This window comes from Chlorobium sp. (genome assembly GCF_036528655.1).
Taxonomy (GTDB): domain Bacteria; phylum Bacteroidota; class Chlorobiia; order Chlorobiales; family Chlorobiaceae; genus Chlorobium.
This window is the reverse complement of the sequence record NZ_JAIGND010000006.1, coordinates 81,636-97,293: the sequence shown is the minus strand read 5'-3', so window position 1 is coordinate 97,293 and position 15,658 is coordinate 81,636. Positions and strand designations below refer to the sequence as shown.

General features: G+C 52.9%; 15 protein-coding genes. 9 read left to right on the top strand and 6 right to left on the bottom strand.

The genetic code is table 11. The annotated features are described in order from the left end of the window. Window positions 1–57: 57 nt before the first annotated feature. From K4305_RS02440 to K4305_RS02430, 3 genes are read left to right on the top strand one after another with little or no spacing between them, the layout of a single operon-like run. Window positions 58–1,353, top strand: coding sequence for a RuBisCO large subunit C-terminal-like domain-containing protein (locus tag K4305_RS02440; protein ID WP_331560748.1), 1,296 nt, complete (start codon window positions 58–60; stop codon window positions 1,351–1,353). Window positions 1,354–1,388: 35 nt separating this feature from the next. Then, the gene (locus K4305_RS02435; RefSeq protein WP_331560747.1) at window positions 1,389–2,213 is read left to right on the top strand and encodes an SDR family NAD(P)-dependent oxidoreductase; all 825 of its coding nucleotides are present in this window, start codon (window positions 1,389–1,391) and stop codon (window positions 2,211–2,213) included. A gap of 23 nt (window positions 2,214–2,236) precedes the next feature. Beyond that, complete coding sequence (locus tag K4305_RS02430) at window positions 2,237–2,758, top strand: LptE family protein (RefSeq protein ID WP_331560746.1); 522 nt, start codon at window positions 2,237–2,239, stop codon at window positions 2,756–2,758. Window positions 2,759–2,846: 88 nt separating this feature from the next. Here the strand turns inward: K4305_RS02430 and carB are convergent, their stop codons facing one another. After that, a complete protein-coding gene (carB, locus tag K4305_RS02425; protein WP_331560745.1) occupies window positions 2,847–4,703 on the bottom strand; it encodes a carbamoyl-phosphate synthase large subunit in 1,857 nt (618 codons plus the stop codon). Between the two features lie 294 nt (window positions 4,704–4,997). On the opposite strand from carB, the gene K4305_RS02420 reads away from it, so the two are divergent. Both K4305_RS02420 and glyA read left to right on the top strand, forming a co-directional pair. Next, window positions 4,998–6,272, top strand: a complete 1,275-nt coding sequence (locus K4305_RS02420) for a bifunctional 3,4-dihydroxy-2-butanone-4-phosphate synthase/GTP cyclohydrolase II (RefSeq protein ID WP_331560744.1) — start codon at window positions 4,998–5,000, stop codon at window positions 6,270–6,272. 33 nt (window positions 6,273–6,305) lie between these two features. Further along, complete coding sequence (gene glyA, locus K4305_RS02415) at window positions 6,306–7,628, top strand: serine hydroxymethyltransferase (RefSeq protein WP_331560980.1); 1,323 nt, start codon at window positions 6,306–6,308, stop codon at window positions 7,626–7,628. Window positions 7,629–7,716: 88 nt separating this feature from the next. On the opposite strand, the gene dnaG is transcribed toward glyA, so the two are convergent. After that, a complete protein-coding gene (gene dnaG, locus K4305_RS02410; RefSeq protein WP_331560743.1) occupies window positions 7,717–9,615 on the bottom strand; it encodes a DNA primase in 1,899 nt (632 codons plus the stop codon). Between the two features lie 256 nt (window positions 9,616–9,871). Here dnaG and K4305_RS02405 point away from each other — a divergent pair, with 256 nt between their 5' ends. From K4305_RS02405 to K4305_RS02390, 4 genes are read left to right on the top strand one after another with little or no spacing between them, the layout of a single operon-like run. Continuing rightward, window positions 9,872–10,618, top strand: a complete 747-nt coding sequence (locus K4305_RS02405) for a MotA/TolQ/ExbB proton channel family protein (protein WP_331560742.1) — start codon at window positions 9,872–9,874, stop codon at window positions 10,616–10,618. A gap of 5 nt (window positions 10,619–10,623) precedes the next feature. Next, entirely contained in the window at window positions 10,624–11,157 is a 534-nt protein-coding gene (locus K4305_RS02400) for an ExbD/TolR family protein (RefSeq protein WP_331560741.1), read from the top strand. Window positions 11,158–11,159: 2 nt separating this feature from the next. Continuing rightward, a complete protein-coding gene (locus K4305_RS02395) occupies window positions 11,160–11,684 on the top strand; it encodes an ExbD/TolR family protein (protein WP_331560740.1) in 525 nt (174 codons plus the stop codon). A 32-nt stretch (window positions 11,685–11,716) separates the two neighbouring features. After that, window positions 11,717–12,535, top strand: coding sequence for an energy transducer TonB (locus K4305_RS02390; protein WP_331560739.1), 819 nt, complete (start codon window positions 11,717–11,719; stop codon window positions 12,533–12,535). Here K4305_RS02390 and K4305_RS02385 read toward each other — a convergent pair. From K4305_RS02385 to K4305_RS02370, 4 genes are all read right to left on the bottom strand, one after another. Beyond that, window positions 12,532–12,735 (bottom strand): hypothetical protein, encoded by a 204-nt coding sequence (locus K4305_RS02385; RefSeq protein WP_331560738.1) that lies wholly within the window; start codon window positions 12,733–12,735, stop codon window positions 12,532–12,534. The two genes, K4305_RS02390 and K4305_RS02385, sit on opposite strands and share 4 nt — an antisense overlap. Before the next feature lie 10 nt (window positions 12,736–12,745). Then, the gene (locus K4305_RS02380; protein ID WP_331560737.1) at window positions 12,746–13,960 is read right to left on the bottom strand and encodes an aspartate aminotransferase family protein; all 1,215 of its coding nucleotides are present in this window, start codon (window positions 13,958–13,960) and stop codon (window positions 12,746–12,748) included. A gap of 81 nt (window positions 13,961–14,041) precedes the next feature. Then, window positions 14,042–14,251 carry a hypothetical protein gene (locus K4305_RS02375; protein WP_331560736.1) on the bottom strand — a complete coding sequence of 70 codons (210 nt, stop codon included), beginning with the start codon at window positions 14,249–14,251 and terminating at the stop codon, window positions 14,042–14,044. Further along, window positions 14,251–15,549, bottom strand: coding sequence for an NAD(P)/FAD-dependent oxidoreductase (locus K4305_RS02370; RefSeq protein WP_331560735.1), 1,299 nt, complete (start codon window positions 15,547–15,549; stop codon window positions 14,251–14,253). Before K4305_RS02370 ends, K4305_RS02375 begins: the two co-directional genes overlap by 1 nt. Between the last annotated feature and the right edge of the window lie 109 nt (window positions 15,550–15,658).

Genomic DNA, 15,658 nt, shown 5'->3' with positions numbered 1-15,658 from the left:
CCCTGGCTGGTGGCTTGCATATATCCGGGGTCGTGAGAATAACGTTTTGTTTATTTTATGAATACTGAGGACATCAAGGGCTTTTTCGCTTCACCCGAACAGCTCGATATGGCAGACTATCTCACGCTCGAATACTATCTGGAGTGTGTCGGCGATATCGAGATGGCGCTTGCCCATTTCTGCAGCGAGCAGTCTACGGCACAGTGGAGACGAGTCGGGTTCGATGAAGATTTCAGACCGCTCTATGGCGCTAAGGTTATCGGCCTTACTGTCGAGGGAGAATTGCCCGGACTCAGTTATCCGGTCAAACACGCCGAAGCCGGTCCGGTTCATGCATGCCGGGTTACCATTGCGCATCCGTACCGTAATTTCGGTCCGAAGCTGCCCAATCTTATCACGGCCGTATGCGGGGAGGGTACGTTCTTTACCCCTGGAGTCCCCGTGGTAAAGCTGCTTGATATCGGATTTCCCGAGCCTTATCTGAATGCGTTCGAGGGACCGAGATTCGGTATCGAAGGGATACGCGATCTTCTGCAGGCATATGATCGTCCGATCTTTTTCGGGGTGGTGAAGCCCAATATCGGTTTGAAGCCCTCATGTTTCGCCGATATCGCTTATGAGAGCTGGCTCGGAGGTCTCGATATCGCAAAGGATGATGAGATGCTTGCCGATGTCGAGTGGTCTACGCTTGAAGAGCGCTCGCGCGAACTCGGAGTGGCCCGGTTGCAGGCCGAAAAGGAGACCGGGGTACCTAAAATCTATCTTGCAAACGTGACCGATGAGGTGGACCGTCTTATACAGCAGCACGATATGGCAGTGCGTAACGGGGCCAATGCGCTGCTCATCAATGCCCTGCCGGTCGGTCTGAGTGGAGTGCGAATGCTTGCCAAACATACAAAAGTGCCGCTTATCGGTCATTTTCCCTTTATTGCCTCTTTCAGTCGTATGGAGAAGTACGGGGTGCATTCCCGCGTCATGACCAAACTGCAGCGTCTTGCCGGTCTCGACTCCGTCATCATGCCGGGTTTCGGAAACAGGATGATGACGCCGGAAGAGGAGGTGATACTCAATATCCGCGAGTGCCTTCAGGATTTCGGCCATATCCGCCGTTCGCTTCCCGTGCCGGGCGGCAGCGATTCCGCATTGACGCTCGACACGGTCTACCGGAAAGTCGGCAGCGTCGATTTCGGTTTCGTGCCTGGACGCGGGGTATTCGGCCATCCTGGTGGTCCGAAAGCCGGAGCGAGGAGCATCCGTCAGGCATGGGAAGCGATCGAGCAGGGAGTATCGATTGAGTCTTACGCAGAAGGCCGTCCCGAACTGAAGCAGATGGTTGAGGGTGCCTGCAGATAGCTGGCCGGAACCGAACGCAAGTTACTGAACAGCCGATGGAAAAACTTTCTGGCAAGGTGGCGGTCATTACCGGATCGACACGGGGCATCGGCAGAGCTATCGCCTGCAGGTTTCTCGATGAAGGGGCTTCGGTGGTCATAACATCATCGTCGCAATCGAATGTAGATTCGGCTCTTGCGGGACTTTGCCGGGACCGCGTCTACGGTCACGCCTGTGATGTGAGTTCTCTTTGCGAAATGGAGCGTCTTGTCGAAGTATCGGTAGAAAGATTCGGCAGGATCGACTGTTTCATTAACAATGCGGGTATATCAGAACCCTTCGGTCCATTGTGCGCAGGTGATCCTGTTCTGTGGAGCAGGGTCGTCGATACAAACCTGAAAGGCACCTGTTACGGGTGCCGTGCGGCTATAGCATATTTTCTCCGTGAGAATGTTCCCGGCAAGATCATCAATATGGCTGGTTCCGGTACCGATCGGGGCTCGAATACCCCGTTCATCAGCGCATACGGATCGACGAAAGCGGCAATCGCACGATTTACCTACGCTGTCGCAGCGGAGTATCGACAGACGCCGATATCAATAATGCTGCTGCACCCGGGTCTTGTCCGCACCGGCATGGTAAGTGCCGAAAATCCGACTCCGGAGTTATCCCGGCAGCTTGCAACCTTCAACACCATTCTCGATATCTTCGCCCAGCCGCCTGATATCGCAGCATCCCTTGCGGTAAAGATGGCTTCAGGCTGGAGTGACGGTAAAACGGGATTATACCTTTCCGCGCTTGACGGGTGGGCAAAAAAGAGGTTGCTCTTTACCTATCCCTTCCGTAAACTGACCAACCGGATAGACCGGAGAACCTGTTAACCTTTCAGCAAGCGGAGTGATCCATGCGATACGGCCGTTTTAAACGTGTTTCGATCTGCCTCGTTCTGCTTATTCAGGCATTTCTGTTTCAGGGATGTTACAGTTTCAGCGGAGGATCGGTTCCGCCACACATGAAAACCGTTGCGGTGCCGGTATTCCAGGATCAGTCGCGTGCCGGTATTGCCCGTTTTCGCGCTGAACTTACCAGAAAGCTGACGGAAAAGTTCGAATCGCAAAGCCCGCTTCGTTTGACGCCATCTCGCGTTACTGCCGATGCGCTTCTTGAAGGCACCATTCTTTCGTTCAGTGACGAACCGAGCCAGCTCAGCAGCTCTACCGAACGTGCTCTGACCAACCGCGTTACCATTACCGTCCAGGCGACTTTTCAGGATCGTGTTAAAAAAAGCATTCTTTTTGAGCGGACATTCGCGGGGTTTGCCGATTATACGGCAGGAAGTTTTTCTTCGCAGCAGGATGCGATCTCGCTGTCGCTCGACATGATTGCCGCCGATATACTCGACGCAGTCGTCTCCGACTGGCGTTAATCCGATTCAGGTAAAGGGGTGGCTGCGGTGGAGAACGCACCAGGAGAAAAATACCGGTAGCGGCCTTTTTCTCCCGGTTATCTTCCGCTTACCTTTTCCGGTAAGCGGAGTACTCCTGAAGGCTTTTTACGCCGAATTCCTGGCGGCGGATGCAGTCTATCGCCTCGACCGATGCTGCTGCGGCTTCGATAGTGGTAACGAACGGTACGTTGCTCTGCACCGATGCCGCCCCTATAGCCTCCTCGTCATGCAGCGCTTTCTCACCTCGTGGCGTGTTGATCACGAAATCGATCTTGCCGTGCTTGATGATGTCGAATATGTTCGGTCGTCCTTCTTCGCCGACTTTGTAGACCTTCTTGCAGTCGATCCCGTTCTTCGTCAGGAACTGGTAGGTTCCTGCGGTAGCGACAAGGTCGAAGTCCATGCGGTAGAGTTCCCTGGCAATTGCGATGATGCGCTGATCCTTGTCCTGGTCGTTTACGCTGATGAACACCGCTCCTGATAGCGGCAGGTGCATGTTGGCAGCCTGGTAAGCCTTTGCGAAAGCTTCGGGAAATTGCTCCGCAAGACTCATGGCTTCGCCGGTCGAGCGCATTTCAGGGCCGAGGTAGACCCCTGATTTAACGAATTTCGAGAACGGGAAAACCGGTTCCTTGATGGCCATGTGCTTCAATCCGAGTTCATCACAGTCCTTCAGGTCATATTCGGCGCGCAGATCCGACAGTTTCTCTCCGAGCATGATACGTGTTGCTATCCTTACAACAGGAACGGCCGTGGCCTTGCCGACGAAAGGCACCGTGCGGCTCGCTCTCGGATTGACCTCGATAACGTAGACACTTTCATTCTGAACTGCATACTGGACATTCATAAGACCAATCACACCGAGATGTTCGGCAAGGGTACGGGTATAGGCCTTCATGGTTGCGATCACTTCCGGGCTGATATTGCGATAGGGAAGGATCGATGTTGAATCTCCGCTGTGAATGCCTGCGGCTTCGACATGCTGCATGATGCCGCTGATGACACAGTCAGTGGTATCTGCAAGAGCATCGATGTCGAACTCGACGGCTGTTTCAAGGAACCTGTCGATAAGGAGCGGGTATTTTTCCGAAATGAAGAGTGCCTGATCGACGTATTCTTTCAGAGAGTCGTCGCTGTAGATGATTTTCATCGCCCGGCCGCCAAGCACATAACTCGGACGAACCAGAACCGGATATCCTATTTTTGAGGTAATTGCCTGTGCTTCATCGAAACTGATTGCGGTGCCGTAGTCCGGATGGGGAATCTCGAGTTTTTCGAGAAGAGAGCCGAATTTTTTGCGGTCCTCTGCAAGATCGATTCCTTTCGACGAAGTGCCGAGAATCGTCACGCCGGCTTCATCGAGTTTCGTGGAAAGCTTGAGCGGGGTCTGTCCACCGAAGCTGACGATGACTCCGAGAGGTTGTTCATGCTCGATGATGCGGATAGTGTCCTCGAACGTCAGCGGTTCGAAGTAGAGTTTGTCGGCAATATCGTAATCTGTCGAAACCGTTTCGGGGTTGCAGTTCACCATGATGGTTTCATATCCCGCTTCGCGCAGAGCGAAAACAGCCTGTACGCAGCAGTAATCGAACTCGATACCCTGGCCTATACGGTTCGGGCCGCCGCCGAGAATAAGAACTTTCCTGCGATCGGAACGGACCGATTCATTTTCCTCGTCGTAGGTGGAATAGTGGTAGGGGGTTTTCGCGTCAAACTCGGCTGCGCAGGTATCCACGGTTTTGAATACCGATTCTACACCGTATTTTTTGCGCAGCTCCCTGACTGCGTTTTCCGAGGTCCTGAAAATATTGGCAAGCTGACAATCGGAAAAACCATGTCCTTTTGCTTTTATGAGCGTTTCTTTGGGGAGTTTGCCCTCGAGGATCCGAACCTCTTCAGGCAGGTCGGGAACGTGTATCGTCATGCGGTTCTGATGGATTGTATAGGCTATTGAATATTATTGTTGTGTAAGGTAAGCAATTCACCGGTCGATAAAAAACCGTGTAAAAGATAAAAAAAGCCGTTCTTCGACAAAGTCCCGGGCAAATCTTTTTATGGGGTGGCAGCCTGAGTTCCGGCTGGTGCTGTTTTTCGTGCACTCCGCGGCTTTCCCTGTCAGCGGTTCGGGATTTTTATTTACATTACAGTGTTTTTCTCCGCTGCAGGCTGTTCCGGAAGCGGGGTATTTCGCGTTATAACCGATGTAAGAAAACCATATATGAAATTCGATACGATTGAATCGGCTATTGAGGATATCCGGCAGGGCCGGATGATCATCGTGATTGATGACGAAGATCGTGAAGATGAGGGCGATTTTATCGCTGCCGCCGACCATGTGACCACCGAAATGGTGAATTTTATCACCAGAGAGGCCAGGGGACTGCTGTGCGTTGCCATTACAATGGATCGCGCAAAAGAGCTGCAGCTCGACGCAATGGTGCAGCGGAATACCTCCCAGCACGAAACCAATTTTACGGTATCGGTCGATGCGATCGCCGAGGGGGTTACCACGGGTATTTCCGTCTACGATCGAACCATGACCATAAAAATGCTTGGAGATCCCTCCTGCAAGGCTGACGATTTTTCTCGTCCGGGACATATTTTTCCGCTTCGGGCAATGGATGGCGGGGTACTGCGTCGGGTGGGCCATACCGAAGCGGCCGTCGATCTTGCCCGTCTTGCCGGCAGCAGTCCGGCAGGTCTGCTTTGCGAAATCCTGCACGAGGACGGCAGCATGGCCAGACTTCCCGAACTGATGAAGATCAAGGAGAAGTTCAACCTGAAGCTTATTACCATCAAGGATCTTGTTGCTTATCAGATGCAGCGCCGGAAGCTTGTGCACAGGGCGGTCGAGTCGAGGCTGCCTACCGTGCACGGCGAGTTCCGTCTCATAGCCTACGAATCGTTTATAGACGGTCACAATCACATCGCCTTTGTAAAAGGCGACGTTTCGACTGATGAACCGGTGCTCGTGAGGGTACATTCCCAGTGCGCCACCGGGGATACCTTCGCTTCCCTTCGCTGCGACTGCGGAAACCAGCTCGCATCCGCGCTTTCCATGATCGAGAGGGAGGGGCGCGGAGTACTGGTCTATCTCATGCAGGAAGGTCGCGGTATCGGGTTGATCAACAAACTCAAGGCATACAATCTGCAGGATGAAGGGTTCGATACCGTCGAGGCGAACGAAAAGCTCGGCTTTAAAGCCGATCTGCGCGATTACGGCATCGGTGCCCAGATTCTCCAGGATCTCGGCGTTCATAAGATGAGGCTGCTTACCAACAATCCGAAAAAAATTGTCGGACTCGAGGGCTACGGGCTTGAAATAGTCGAGCGGGTGTCGCTTGAAATAGCTCCCAATGCAGTCAACAGAACATATCTGGAAACCAAGCGCGACAAGATGGGCCATATGATTGTCTGTTCCTGTGCCAATGAACAGCATATCTATGATCAGATGGTTGCCGGACATTCGAAAAACGAAAAACACAAACCATAACCTTCAACAGCAGAAAAAGGAATAGCTACCATGATGGATACCGACATCCTGAGAATGCAGGATAAAGAGGTTTTCGAGGCAATAGCAGGCGAAACCCTGAGGCAGACCGAAACGCTCGAACTCATCGCATCGGAGAATTTTACCAGCCGAGCGGTCATGCAGGCCTGCGGTTCGGTCATGACAAACAAATATGCCGAGGGTTACCCCGGCAAACGCTATTATGGCGGTTGCGAATTCGTCGATATCGCTGAAAATCTTGCCCGCGAACGGGCGAAAAAACTTTTCGGCTGCCACTATGTCAACGTACAGCCGCACTCCGGATCGAGCGCGAATATGGCGGTGCTTTTCTCTGTGCTTAAACCGGGCGACCGCATCATGGGTCTCGATCTTTCTCACGGAGGCCATCTTACCCATGGAAGCTCCGTGAATTTTTCCGGCCAGCTTTTCGACGCGCATTCCTACGGCGTCGATCGTCAGACCGGTTGCATCGACATGAATCGCGTTGAGGAGCTGGCTCTTGAGGTGCGTCCGAAACTCATCATCTGCGGAGCCAGCGCATACTCTCAAGGGTTCGATTTCAAGGCGTTCAGGGAGATCGCCGACAAGGTCGGCGCACTGCTTATGGCCGATATTGCGCATCCTGCGGGCCTGATTGCCGCCGGATTGCTTAACGATCCCATGCCGCACTGCCATTTCGTGACTACGACAACGCACAAAACCCTTCGCGGTCCAAGGGGCGGTATGATCATGATGGGCAGCGACTTCGAGAATCCGCTCGGGATCACCATAAAAACAAAAACCGGTTCGCGGGTGAAAATGATGTCGGAAGTCATGGATGCCGAGGTGATGCCCGGAATCCAGGGCGGGCCGCTCATGCACATCATCGCCGGCAAGGCCGTTGCGTTCGGTGAGGCGCTGCAGCCGCAGTTCAGGGAGTATGCGGATCAGGTGCGCAGGAATGCTGCCGCAATGGCTGAAACCTTTCTCGGTCTTGGTTACAATATCGTCAGCGGCGGCACGAAAAATCATCTCATGCTGCTTGATCTGCGAAACAAGGATGTAAACGGCAAGATTGCCGAAAATCTTCTGCACGAAGCAGGGATTACGGTCAACAAGAATATGGTGCCGTTCGACGATAAATCGCCGTTTGTGACCAGCGGTATCCGGATCGGCACTCCTGCCATGACAACCCGGGGTATGACTGAAAACGACAGCCGCTTGATAGCCGGCCTCATCGACAGGGTCATCGCTTCGGCCAACAGCGCCGGCATCGAGGATGTCTGCCGTACGGTGCGCAGTGAGATCAGGGAACTCTGTCTTGCCCGTCCGCTCGAAGGGTACGAAGCCATGCCCTGAGAACCGGTCGAAGGCGAAGGTATAAGCGCATGAAGCCGTCCGTTCGGGCGGCTTCATGCGCTTATGGACAATATCATGCATCGTCGTTTCAGCGTCCTTCGACAATACCGGTGATCATGACGCCAAGATCGGAAGATGTTTTTCTGATCGTCGCATTGAGATCAATGATCTCTTTCTGCAGCGCAAGCGCTTTACCGGTATCGTTTTCTCTTCGCAGCGATTCCGTAACATGTTTTTTTCTTCTCACAAGCGGTTCGAGTATTATGGTTCTGAACGCATCGAGGAATGCCGTAAGGCAACGTCGGGCGTGCTCACGTTCCGCTTCGGGCTGTTCCTGCCACCTGTCGCTGACCGGCTGGTCGATCAGGAGGCCTGCTGCGAGGTTCCGTGCTTCAGCAGTTGCGAACATGCTGATTTCCGTTGCAGGATCGATCAATGCGTCAGTATTATTGCAGTCCTGCCTGTAACGATGGACCATATGGGCAAGGATTTCTCGTGCAGCAGGATGCTGCAGCTCGAGCATCTCTTCATGCGAGGCCGCAAATTCAAGTACGGCGTTTCCATACATCGTGCTTTCAAGCAGGGCTTTCAGAAAAGTTTTTTCAGGTACCGTTATCTGTTCTGATCTCTGCGGTTTATGTTCGATTCTCTCCGGGACGGATGCCTTCCGGTCCTGCCTGAACTGTTGCCGTGATTCGGCATGTTCCATGAATTCCTGCAATGCCTGCATGCTGATCCGGAGTTTTGCCGACAGTTCCTGAAGGTAGAGTTCCCTTCGTATCCGGTCGGGGATAATCGAGACCGTGCGGGCTATTGCCCGGATAGCTCCGGCCTTGGCATCCGGCTGATCGAGCGTGCCGGAATCCCTGAAATATCGGAGCTGGTAATCGATGAAAGAAAGTCTGTTTGCATCGGCATACTGCAGGAATTCCTGCCTGCCTTCCCGCCGCACGAAGCTGTCCGGGTCATCACCAGGCGGAAGCATGACGACGTAGGGCGTCATGCCTTCTGCCAGCAGGATGTCGATGCCTCCCATCATGGATTTTTTTCCTGCCGGATCAGCATCGTAGATGAATAGTACTGTTGTTGTGTATTTGCGGAGTGTTTTAGCCTGATGGCGGGTCAGAGCAGTGCCGCAGGAGGCAACGGCATTCGTGACGCCTGCCTGATGAAGGGCAAGCACATCCATATATCCTTCAACAAGGATGGCGATTTCCATCCGGCGTATCTCCTGTTTCGCCGTATGCAATCCGTAGAGCAGCTTCGATTTTTCGAAGATCGGACTTTCCGGCGAGTTCAGGTATTTGGGCGTATCCGGATCGTTACGGAGCGTTCTGCCGCCGAACCCGACAACCTGCCCTCCTACGGATTGAATCGGAAAGATCACCCTGTTCCGGAATGCGTCGTAGCGACTGTTTTTCTGTCTGTTTACCGCTATCAGCCCGAGTTCGGCAAGCAGTTTTTCGTTCAATCCGGCACGGTGAGCTTCCTGCAGCAGGTAGTCCCACGATTCGGGGGCATAGCCCAGCCCGAAAGCGGTAATGGTTTCCGGCGTGAGGGCCCTCTCGCCGGAAAGGTATGCGAGTCCCTTTTTTCCCGTATCGCCGAAGAGCGTGTGCTGGAATAGTCGGGCTGCCCATCGTAGCGCGGCGGTTCTGCTCTCTTCTGCTTTATCTGCCGGAGTCTCCTTTGCGGTGAACCTGCTGATATCGATGCCTGTGCGTTTTGCTACCAGTTCGACAGCTTCCGGAAAGCTCACTTTTTCCATTTCCATTACGAAAGTGAAGACATTGCCGCCTTTGCCGGTGGAAAAGCATTTGTAAATCTGTTTGTCGGGAGATACGACAAAGGATGGGGTTTTTTCCTGTGTAAAAGGAGAGAGCGCCTTCAAATTGCGTCCGGAGGGATTCAGCTGTATATAATCCGATATGATTTCTGCAATATCTGCTCGCTGGCGGATATCGTCAATAACGTTTTGCGGAATCATGCTCGGTGCGGATTGCGGTTGTCTGGCCTGGACGGTCAACTTTGCTTTTTCATGTCTTTATAAGTAATTAAGCTAAATCCGGAAATAACCAAGAGAGTCCAGGATGCCGGTTGTATGATTGCGTTTGTCAATAGTTGTTCTTCCGATCGGAAGTGGGGAATTTGTTGTATTTAATTAAAAAAGATGTCGATTTTTTTTCAGATATTTAGCAAAACAGGAGCCAGAAGGTCGTTACCAAAATCATCATAACTTTAATATGAAACAGGGTTTTTTTACGGGTATTCTGATCGTCGTGACTTACGCCGTTTCTCTCGCATTTTATGTCTGGATGGGTACTACCCCGCCGGACTCAATGTTCCACGCCATATGGCAGGGCGGACCGGTTGTTTCGGTGCTGATGGCACTGATCCTCATGGTGATCGCCTATATCGTCGAACGGATCATCGCGCTGAACAAAGCCGCAGGAAAAGGCAATATTCCTGAATTCGTCCAGAGCCTCAAGCAGGATATTGACGCGGGTTCAATTGACGATGCCATTGCCAAATGTGACGAGCACCAGAGTTCCCTTTCGGCTGTGCTTCGTGCCGTGCTCGACAGATACCGGAAAATGCAGAGCCTCAATATAACCGACCGTGAAAAGAAAATCAGCGAGATGGAGAAGGCCGTAGAAGAAGCGACCGTGATGGAGATGCCGCTTCTTGAGAAAAATCTTGTGGCGATTTCCACCATTGCATCGATTTCCACCATGGTGGGACTGCTGGGCACCACGCTCGGCATGATCCGTGCTTTTGCCGCCATGGCTACAAGCGGAGCTCCTGATGCTGTTCAGCTCTCCCTCGGTATTTCAGAAGCGCTGTTCAATACCGCGCTTGGTATTGTAGGAGGCATTATGGGCATTGTCACCTACAATGTCTTTACCAGCAGGGTAGACCGGTTCAGCTATATGATCGATGAGGCCGCCTTCTATATCATCCAGACTCTCGGAACCGGTAAAGCCCGGTAAAGGCTATGGCTCGAATAAAGGCAAAACGGGTAGGCTTCCGTCTCGATATGACGCCGATGGTCGATGTGGCGTTTCTGCTTCTTACATTTTTCATGCTTACGACCAAGTTTCGTCCGCCTGAAACCGTACAGATCGACCTGCCGTCCTCGCATTCCGAGCAGAAACTACCGGAATCCGATGTGCTGACTGTAACCGTCAGCGGCGACAACACTTTTTTTATGGGCGTTTCTTCGCAGCAGTCCCGTGAAAAGCTGTTCAACTCGGTCGTCAGACCCAAGCTCAAAGCCGCAGGTCTGGCCCCGGCAGCGCAGGAGGATTCGCTCAGAAATTTCAGGCTGACGGAAAGTTTCAGTGTCGGACGTGAAGAGCTTGACAGGTTCGTCGTCATGTCGCGCTTCGCCGACCAGAAACTTCGCCCGGTCATAAGGGCAGATGCCGATGCGGATTATGAAGCGGTCAGCCATGTCATCGATGTCTACAAGAAGGCAAATCTTCTGACATTCAACCTGGTAACCGTTCTTGAAAGGGAGGTACGCTGAATATGGGTATGGTCGATTCTCCAAACGGCAATCATCAGGCAAGAAAAGGCCGACGTCAGTCTAAAAGGCTCGGTTTTCATCTTGACATGACGCCGATGGTTGATGTGGCTTTTCTGTTGCTTACTTTTTTCATGCTTACCACCACCTTCGCGAAATCCAACACCATGGAGATCAATATGCCGCCCGAGACGGGGGAGGTGAGGATCGCCGAACAGAATGTCATGACCGTGCGTATTGCCGGAGACGGTATGGCTTACTGTTCACTCGGCGAAGAAGTACCGCGCAGGATATCCCTTTACGGGCCTTCCGATTCCCGCAAGAAGTCTCTCAGCGCGGAGCTTCGATCGCTTCTGCGCAAACAGACTTCAGCGAACAGGAAGATGGTTATCGTCGTGAAAATCAGTGACAAAGCCAAGTACAGGAATCTTGTCGATCTTATTGATGAACTGAATCTGATGAAGATCGACCGATTCAGCCTGGATGATTATACCGATCAGGACGAAGCTGCAATCAAAAATGCTGTTTAACAATCCGGAACCGGCAAAGGAGGAACAGGCAGGTGTCTTCGAATTTTGACAATATTCACAGGAAAGTAACACGAAAAGTCGCCGCATGGTCTTTCGTGGAGGAGTTTCTCGATACCGACAGGCTGAGGAGCATCGATTACGGCAATCTGACGTTGCGCAGGCAGGCGCATCTTTTTCTGACGCATGGCGTTATTACGTCGATCGTGCTGCTCGGCATCTTCTGGCTTGTTTCTGCGAACTGGAATGCCATACTCTCACTCGGCGGTTTTTCATCGAATGATGATGTTCCAATGGTCGAATGCTATGAAATGGTAACGAATGTCACACAGCTGCCTCCACCTCCTCCGATCGCACCCCCGCCTCCCGCCATCGTTACGCCGGCGGCAGCAAAACCTGCCCCGCCGAACGTCGGCAAGATAAAAACCGTCAAGGAGGCCGAAGCTCCTCTGCAGCAGACGCTTGCCACGCAGAAGGAGATCAAGCAGGCGATTCAGACCCAGACTCCCGGCGGAGCCGGGAGCGGCAGTGCCGGTGGGGCTTCGGCAGGCGACGAGGTGCCCATGTTCGTTCCGTGTGAAAAGATGCCGGGCTTTCTTGACCAGAAAAAGCCCGCATATCCTGAAATGGCAAGGACTGCAGGTATCGAGGGAAGGGTGTTTGTCAGCGTGCTGATAGGAGAGGACGGGCGTCCGATCAAGGCCAAAGTCATGAAGCGCGTTCCCGCGGATTGCGACGTGTTCGATGCAGTCGCAATCAAATCGGTAATGGAATCAAAATACTATCCCGGTATCCAGAACGGCAGTCCCATCAAGGTATGGTTTACCGTTCCGATACGGTTCCAGCTCGATTAACGAGGCGCCTGATTCTGCGCTTTCCTGCGGTACAGCAAGGCAAAGGCAATCCACGCGTATGAGCCTGCGAGCAGCACGGGAGCGATATTGAGCGAAAACAATCCGTCCACATCCCGTTCAAGGTAAATGCCCAGGTAGCTCAGCACGATTACCGCCGATCCGCAGGCGATCATGATATAATTAACTGTGCTGAGAGGCATAGGCGCGACCTCAGAGTCCGGTTTTTTCTTTGTTTTCTTCGGTGAGGATTTCATCGAGTACGGTTATGCAGCGTTGAGCTTCTTCCCGTCCGATCGTGAGCGGAGGAAGAAGCCTGATGACGTTCTGGCTCGTTGCGTTAATAAGCACATGTTTCTGAAGGGCTTTTTCAACATAGACCCTGGCCTCCTTGTCTACTGTGATGCCGATCATCAGGCCGTACTGGCGGATGTCGAGAATCTGGGGATGACGCAAAGCCAGTTCCCGCAGCGCAGCCAGCATGGCCTTTCCTGTATTCGAGGCGTTATCCATCAGACCGTCCGCCTCTATCGCTTCGATCATGGCAAGTCCTGCCGCACATGCGACCGGGTTGCCGCCGAAGGTCGTACCATGGTTTCCGTAACTGAAAACATCCGCCATTTTCTCGCTCCCGATTACCGCAGCAAGCGGGAGTCCTCCTCCAAGCGGTTTTGCGAGGCAGACAAGATCCGGCTGAAGACCGAAGTGCATATAGCTGAAAAACTTGCCGGTTCTTCCGCAACCGGCCTGAATCTCGTCGGCGACTATCAGAAAATCGAAACGCTTGCGAAGCTCGACGAGTTTTTCGACGAATGCGCTCGAGACTGCGTGAATGCCTCCCTCGCCCTGAACCGGTTCGATGAAGACCCCCGCGGTCTTTTCCGAAACTTTCGCTTCCAGATCCGCAATATCGTTAAACTCGATCATTCCGGTTTCGGGAAGAAGCGGGTCGAATCCGTCGGTATATTTCGCTTTTGCAGTCAATGACATGGCTCCATAGGTTCTGCCGTGAAAGCAGTTACTCAGCGACAGCACTTCTTTTTTATCGTCGTAGCCCGACATTGCGGCTCGCTTTCTCGACAGCTTTATTGCGGCTTCTATGGCTTCGGTGCCGCTGTTGGCGAAAAATACTTTCGAAAGCCCGGAAACCTCTATCAGCTTTGCTGCCAGATCGAACTGCGGTTTCATGAGAAACAGATTCGATGCATGGATGAGTTTCCCTGCCTGTTCGGTAATGGCCTGCAGGAGCCGTTTATCGCCGTAGCCGAGAGCATTGACCCCGATGCCCGAGATCATGTCGAGGTAGCGTGTTCCTTCTTCGCTGACAAGCCAGCACCCCTGGCCATGCGTTATCGTAAGCGGAAGTCGGGCATAGTTGTGAAAAAAAAGAGTTTTCTCTGTTTCCAATGTCACCGGAAGAGGTTTCATGCGTGTGTTCTGTTTCCTGAAGAAAATGTTACATGATATCGATTCCCGAAAACCGGAGTATAAGGATGAAAGAGCGGTGTTTCAAGCCTTTTCATAAGATTTTCGTCCGGCGATGATGGTTCTGACAAGGCGCCAGAGGCCATATGCTCCCGTGAGTGCCGCATAGAGCCGGAGATCGCTCCCGGCTTTTCCTGCCGCTTCCGCAGACAGGAAAATGTAGAGAGCAAGGCCTGTGAACAGCATCGAAAGCAGAAGGTTGATGGTTGTCTTCAGCAGACTGCTTCCGTTCATCAGTTCGGATTTTTGTCGATTCCCGTATTGCATGAGGATGCTTCAGGGTAGAATCGCCACTCCCGGTTCACGATCAGCCGCGCGCCGTAGCCGAAGGTGAAATACGACCAGCCCCACTGCATCAGCACGAATATCCGGTGCTTGAAACTGGTAAGGTAATAAATGTGGACGAGAAGCCAGGCAAACCATGCCGGTGCTCCGTCAAACTTGATGTTACCGATCTGTACGATAGCCTTGTTTTTGCCGATCGTGGCCATCTGTCCCTTGTCGGTATACCGGAACGGCTTTCTCGGCTTTCCCTTGAGGTCGAGGAGAATGTTTTTGGCAATGGCGCGGCCCTGCTGCAGTGCGACGGGAGCCATCCCGGGAAGGGGATTCTGGAGGCCGTGCGAGAAATGAGCCTGATCTCCGCCCACGAAGATATCCGGGTATCCGGGAATGCTGAGATCTTCCTCGACGACGATGCGTCCTATCCTGTCGGTCGGTGCGCCGGTTTCTGTCCCTGTAGTTATAGCCGTTACACCGGCAGCCCAGAGTACGGTTGCCGCTTCGATACGCTCGTTGCCGATCTGAACCCCGTTCTCGTCCACGTTGCTTACCATGCTGCTTGTCCAGACCTGGACGCCGAGTTTTTCAAGCGAACGGGTGGCCTTGCTCGCCAGTTCAGGATCAAAGGAACCGAGAATGCGCGGGGCAGCCTCGACGATGAATATCCTTGTCAGCTTGGGATCTATCTGCCGGTAGAGTTTCGAGAGGGTGTAGCGGCTCATCTCGCCGATAGAGCCCGCAAGTTCAACACCTGTAGGGCCTCCTCCCACGATGACGAAAGTAAGCAGTTTTTTTCGCTCGACCGGATCGCCGGTTCGTTCTGCAGCTTCGTATGCTTCAAGCACCCGTCTGCGTATCTCTTTTGCCTGGGCGAGGGTTTTCAGACCGGGAGCATGTTCTTCCCAATGATTATTGCCGAAATAGTGGTGCCTGACGCCACAGGCCAGGATCAGGTAGTCGTAGGGAATATCGCCGAAATCCGTTCTGACCACTTTGCTCTCTGCGTCGATATGCAGGGCTATGCCCTTGTATACCGTGATGTTCCTGTAATTGGCAAGCATATTGCGAAGCGGGGCGGCTATATCGCCTTCGCCAAGCGCCGACATAGCTACCTGATACAGCAGAGGCTGGAACAGGTGGTAGTTCTTCCTCTCGATCAGGGTGATATCGATATCCGGTTTGTTGCCGAGTATTTTTGCGGCATTGATGCCTGCAAATCCGCCTCCGACAATGACTATTCGCTTTTTCATCGCTCTATCCGGTTCCTCTTCGTTTTCAGCTCTCGTTGTAAGTGGCTTTTACCTTTGAAAGTAATAACTGGCCGGCACGACCATGTGCACGGCGGCTTGCTGTTGTGGG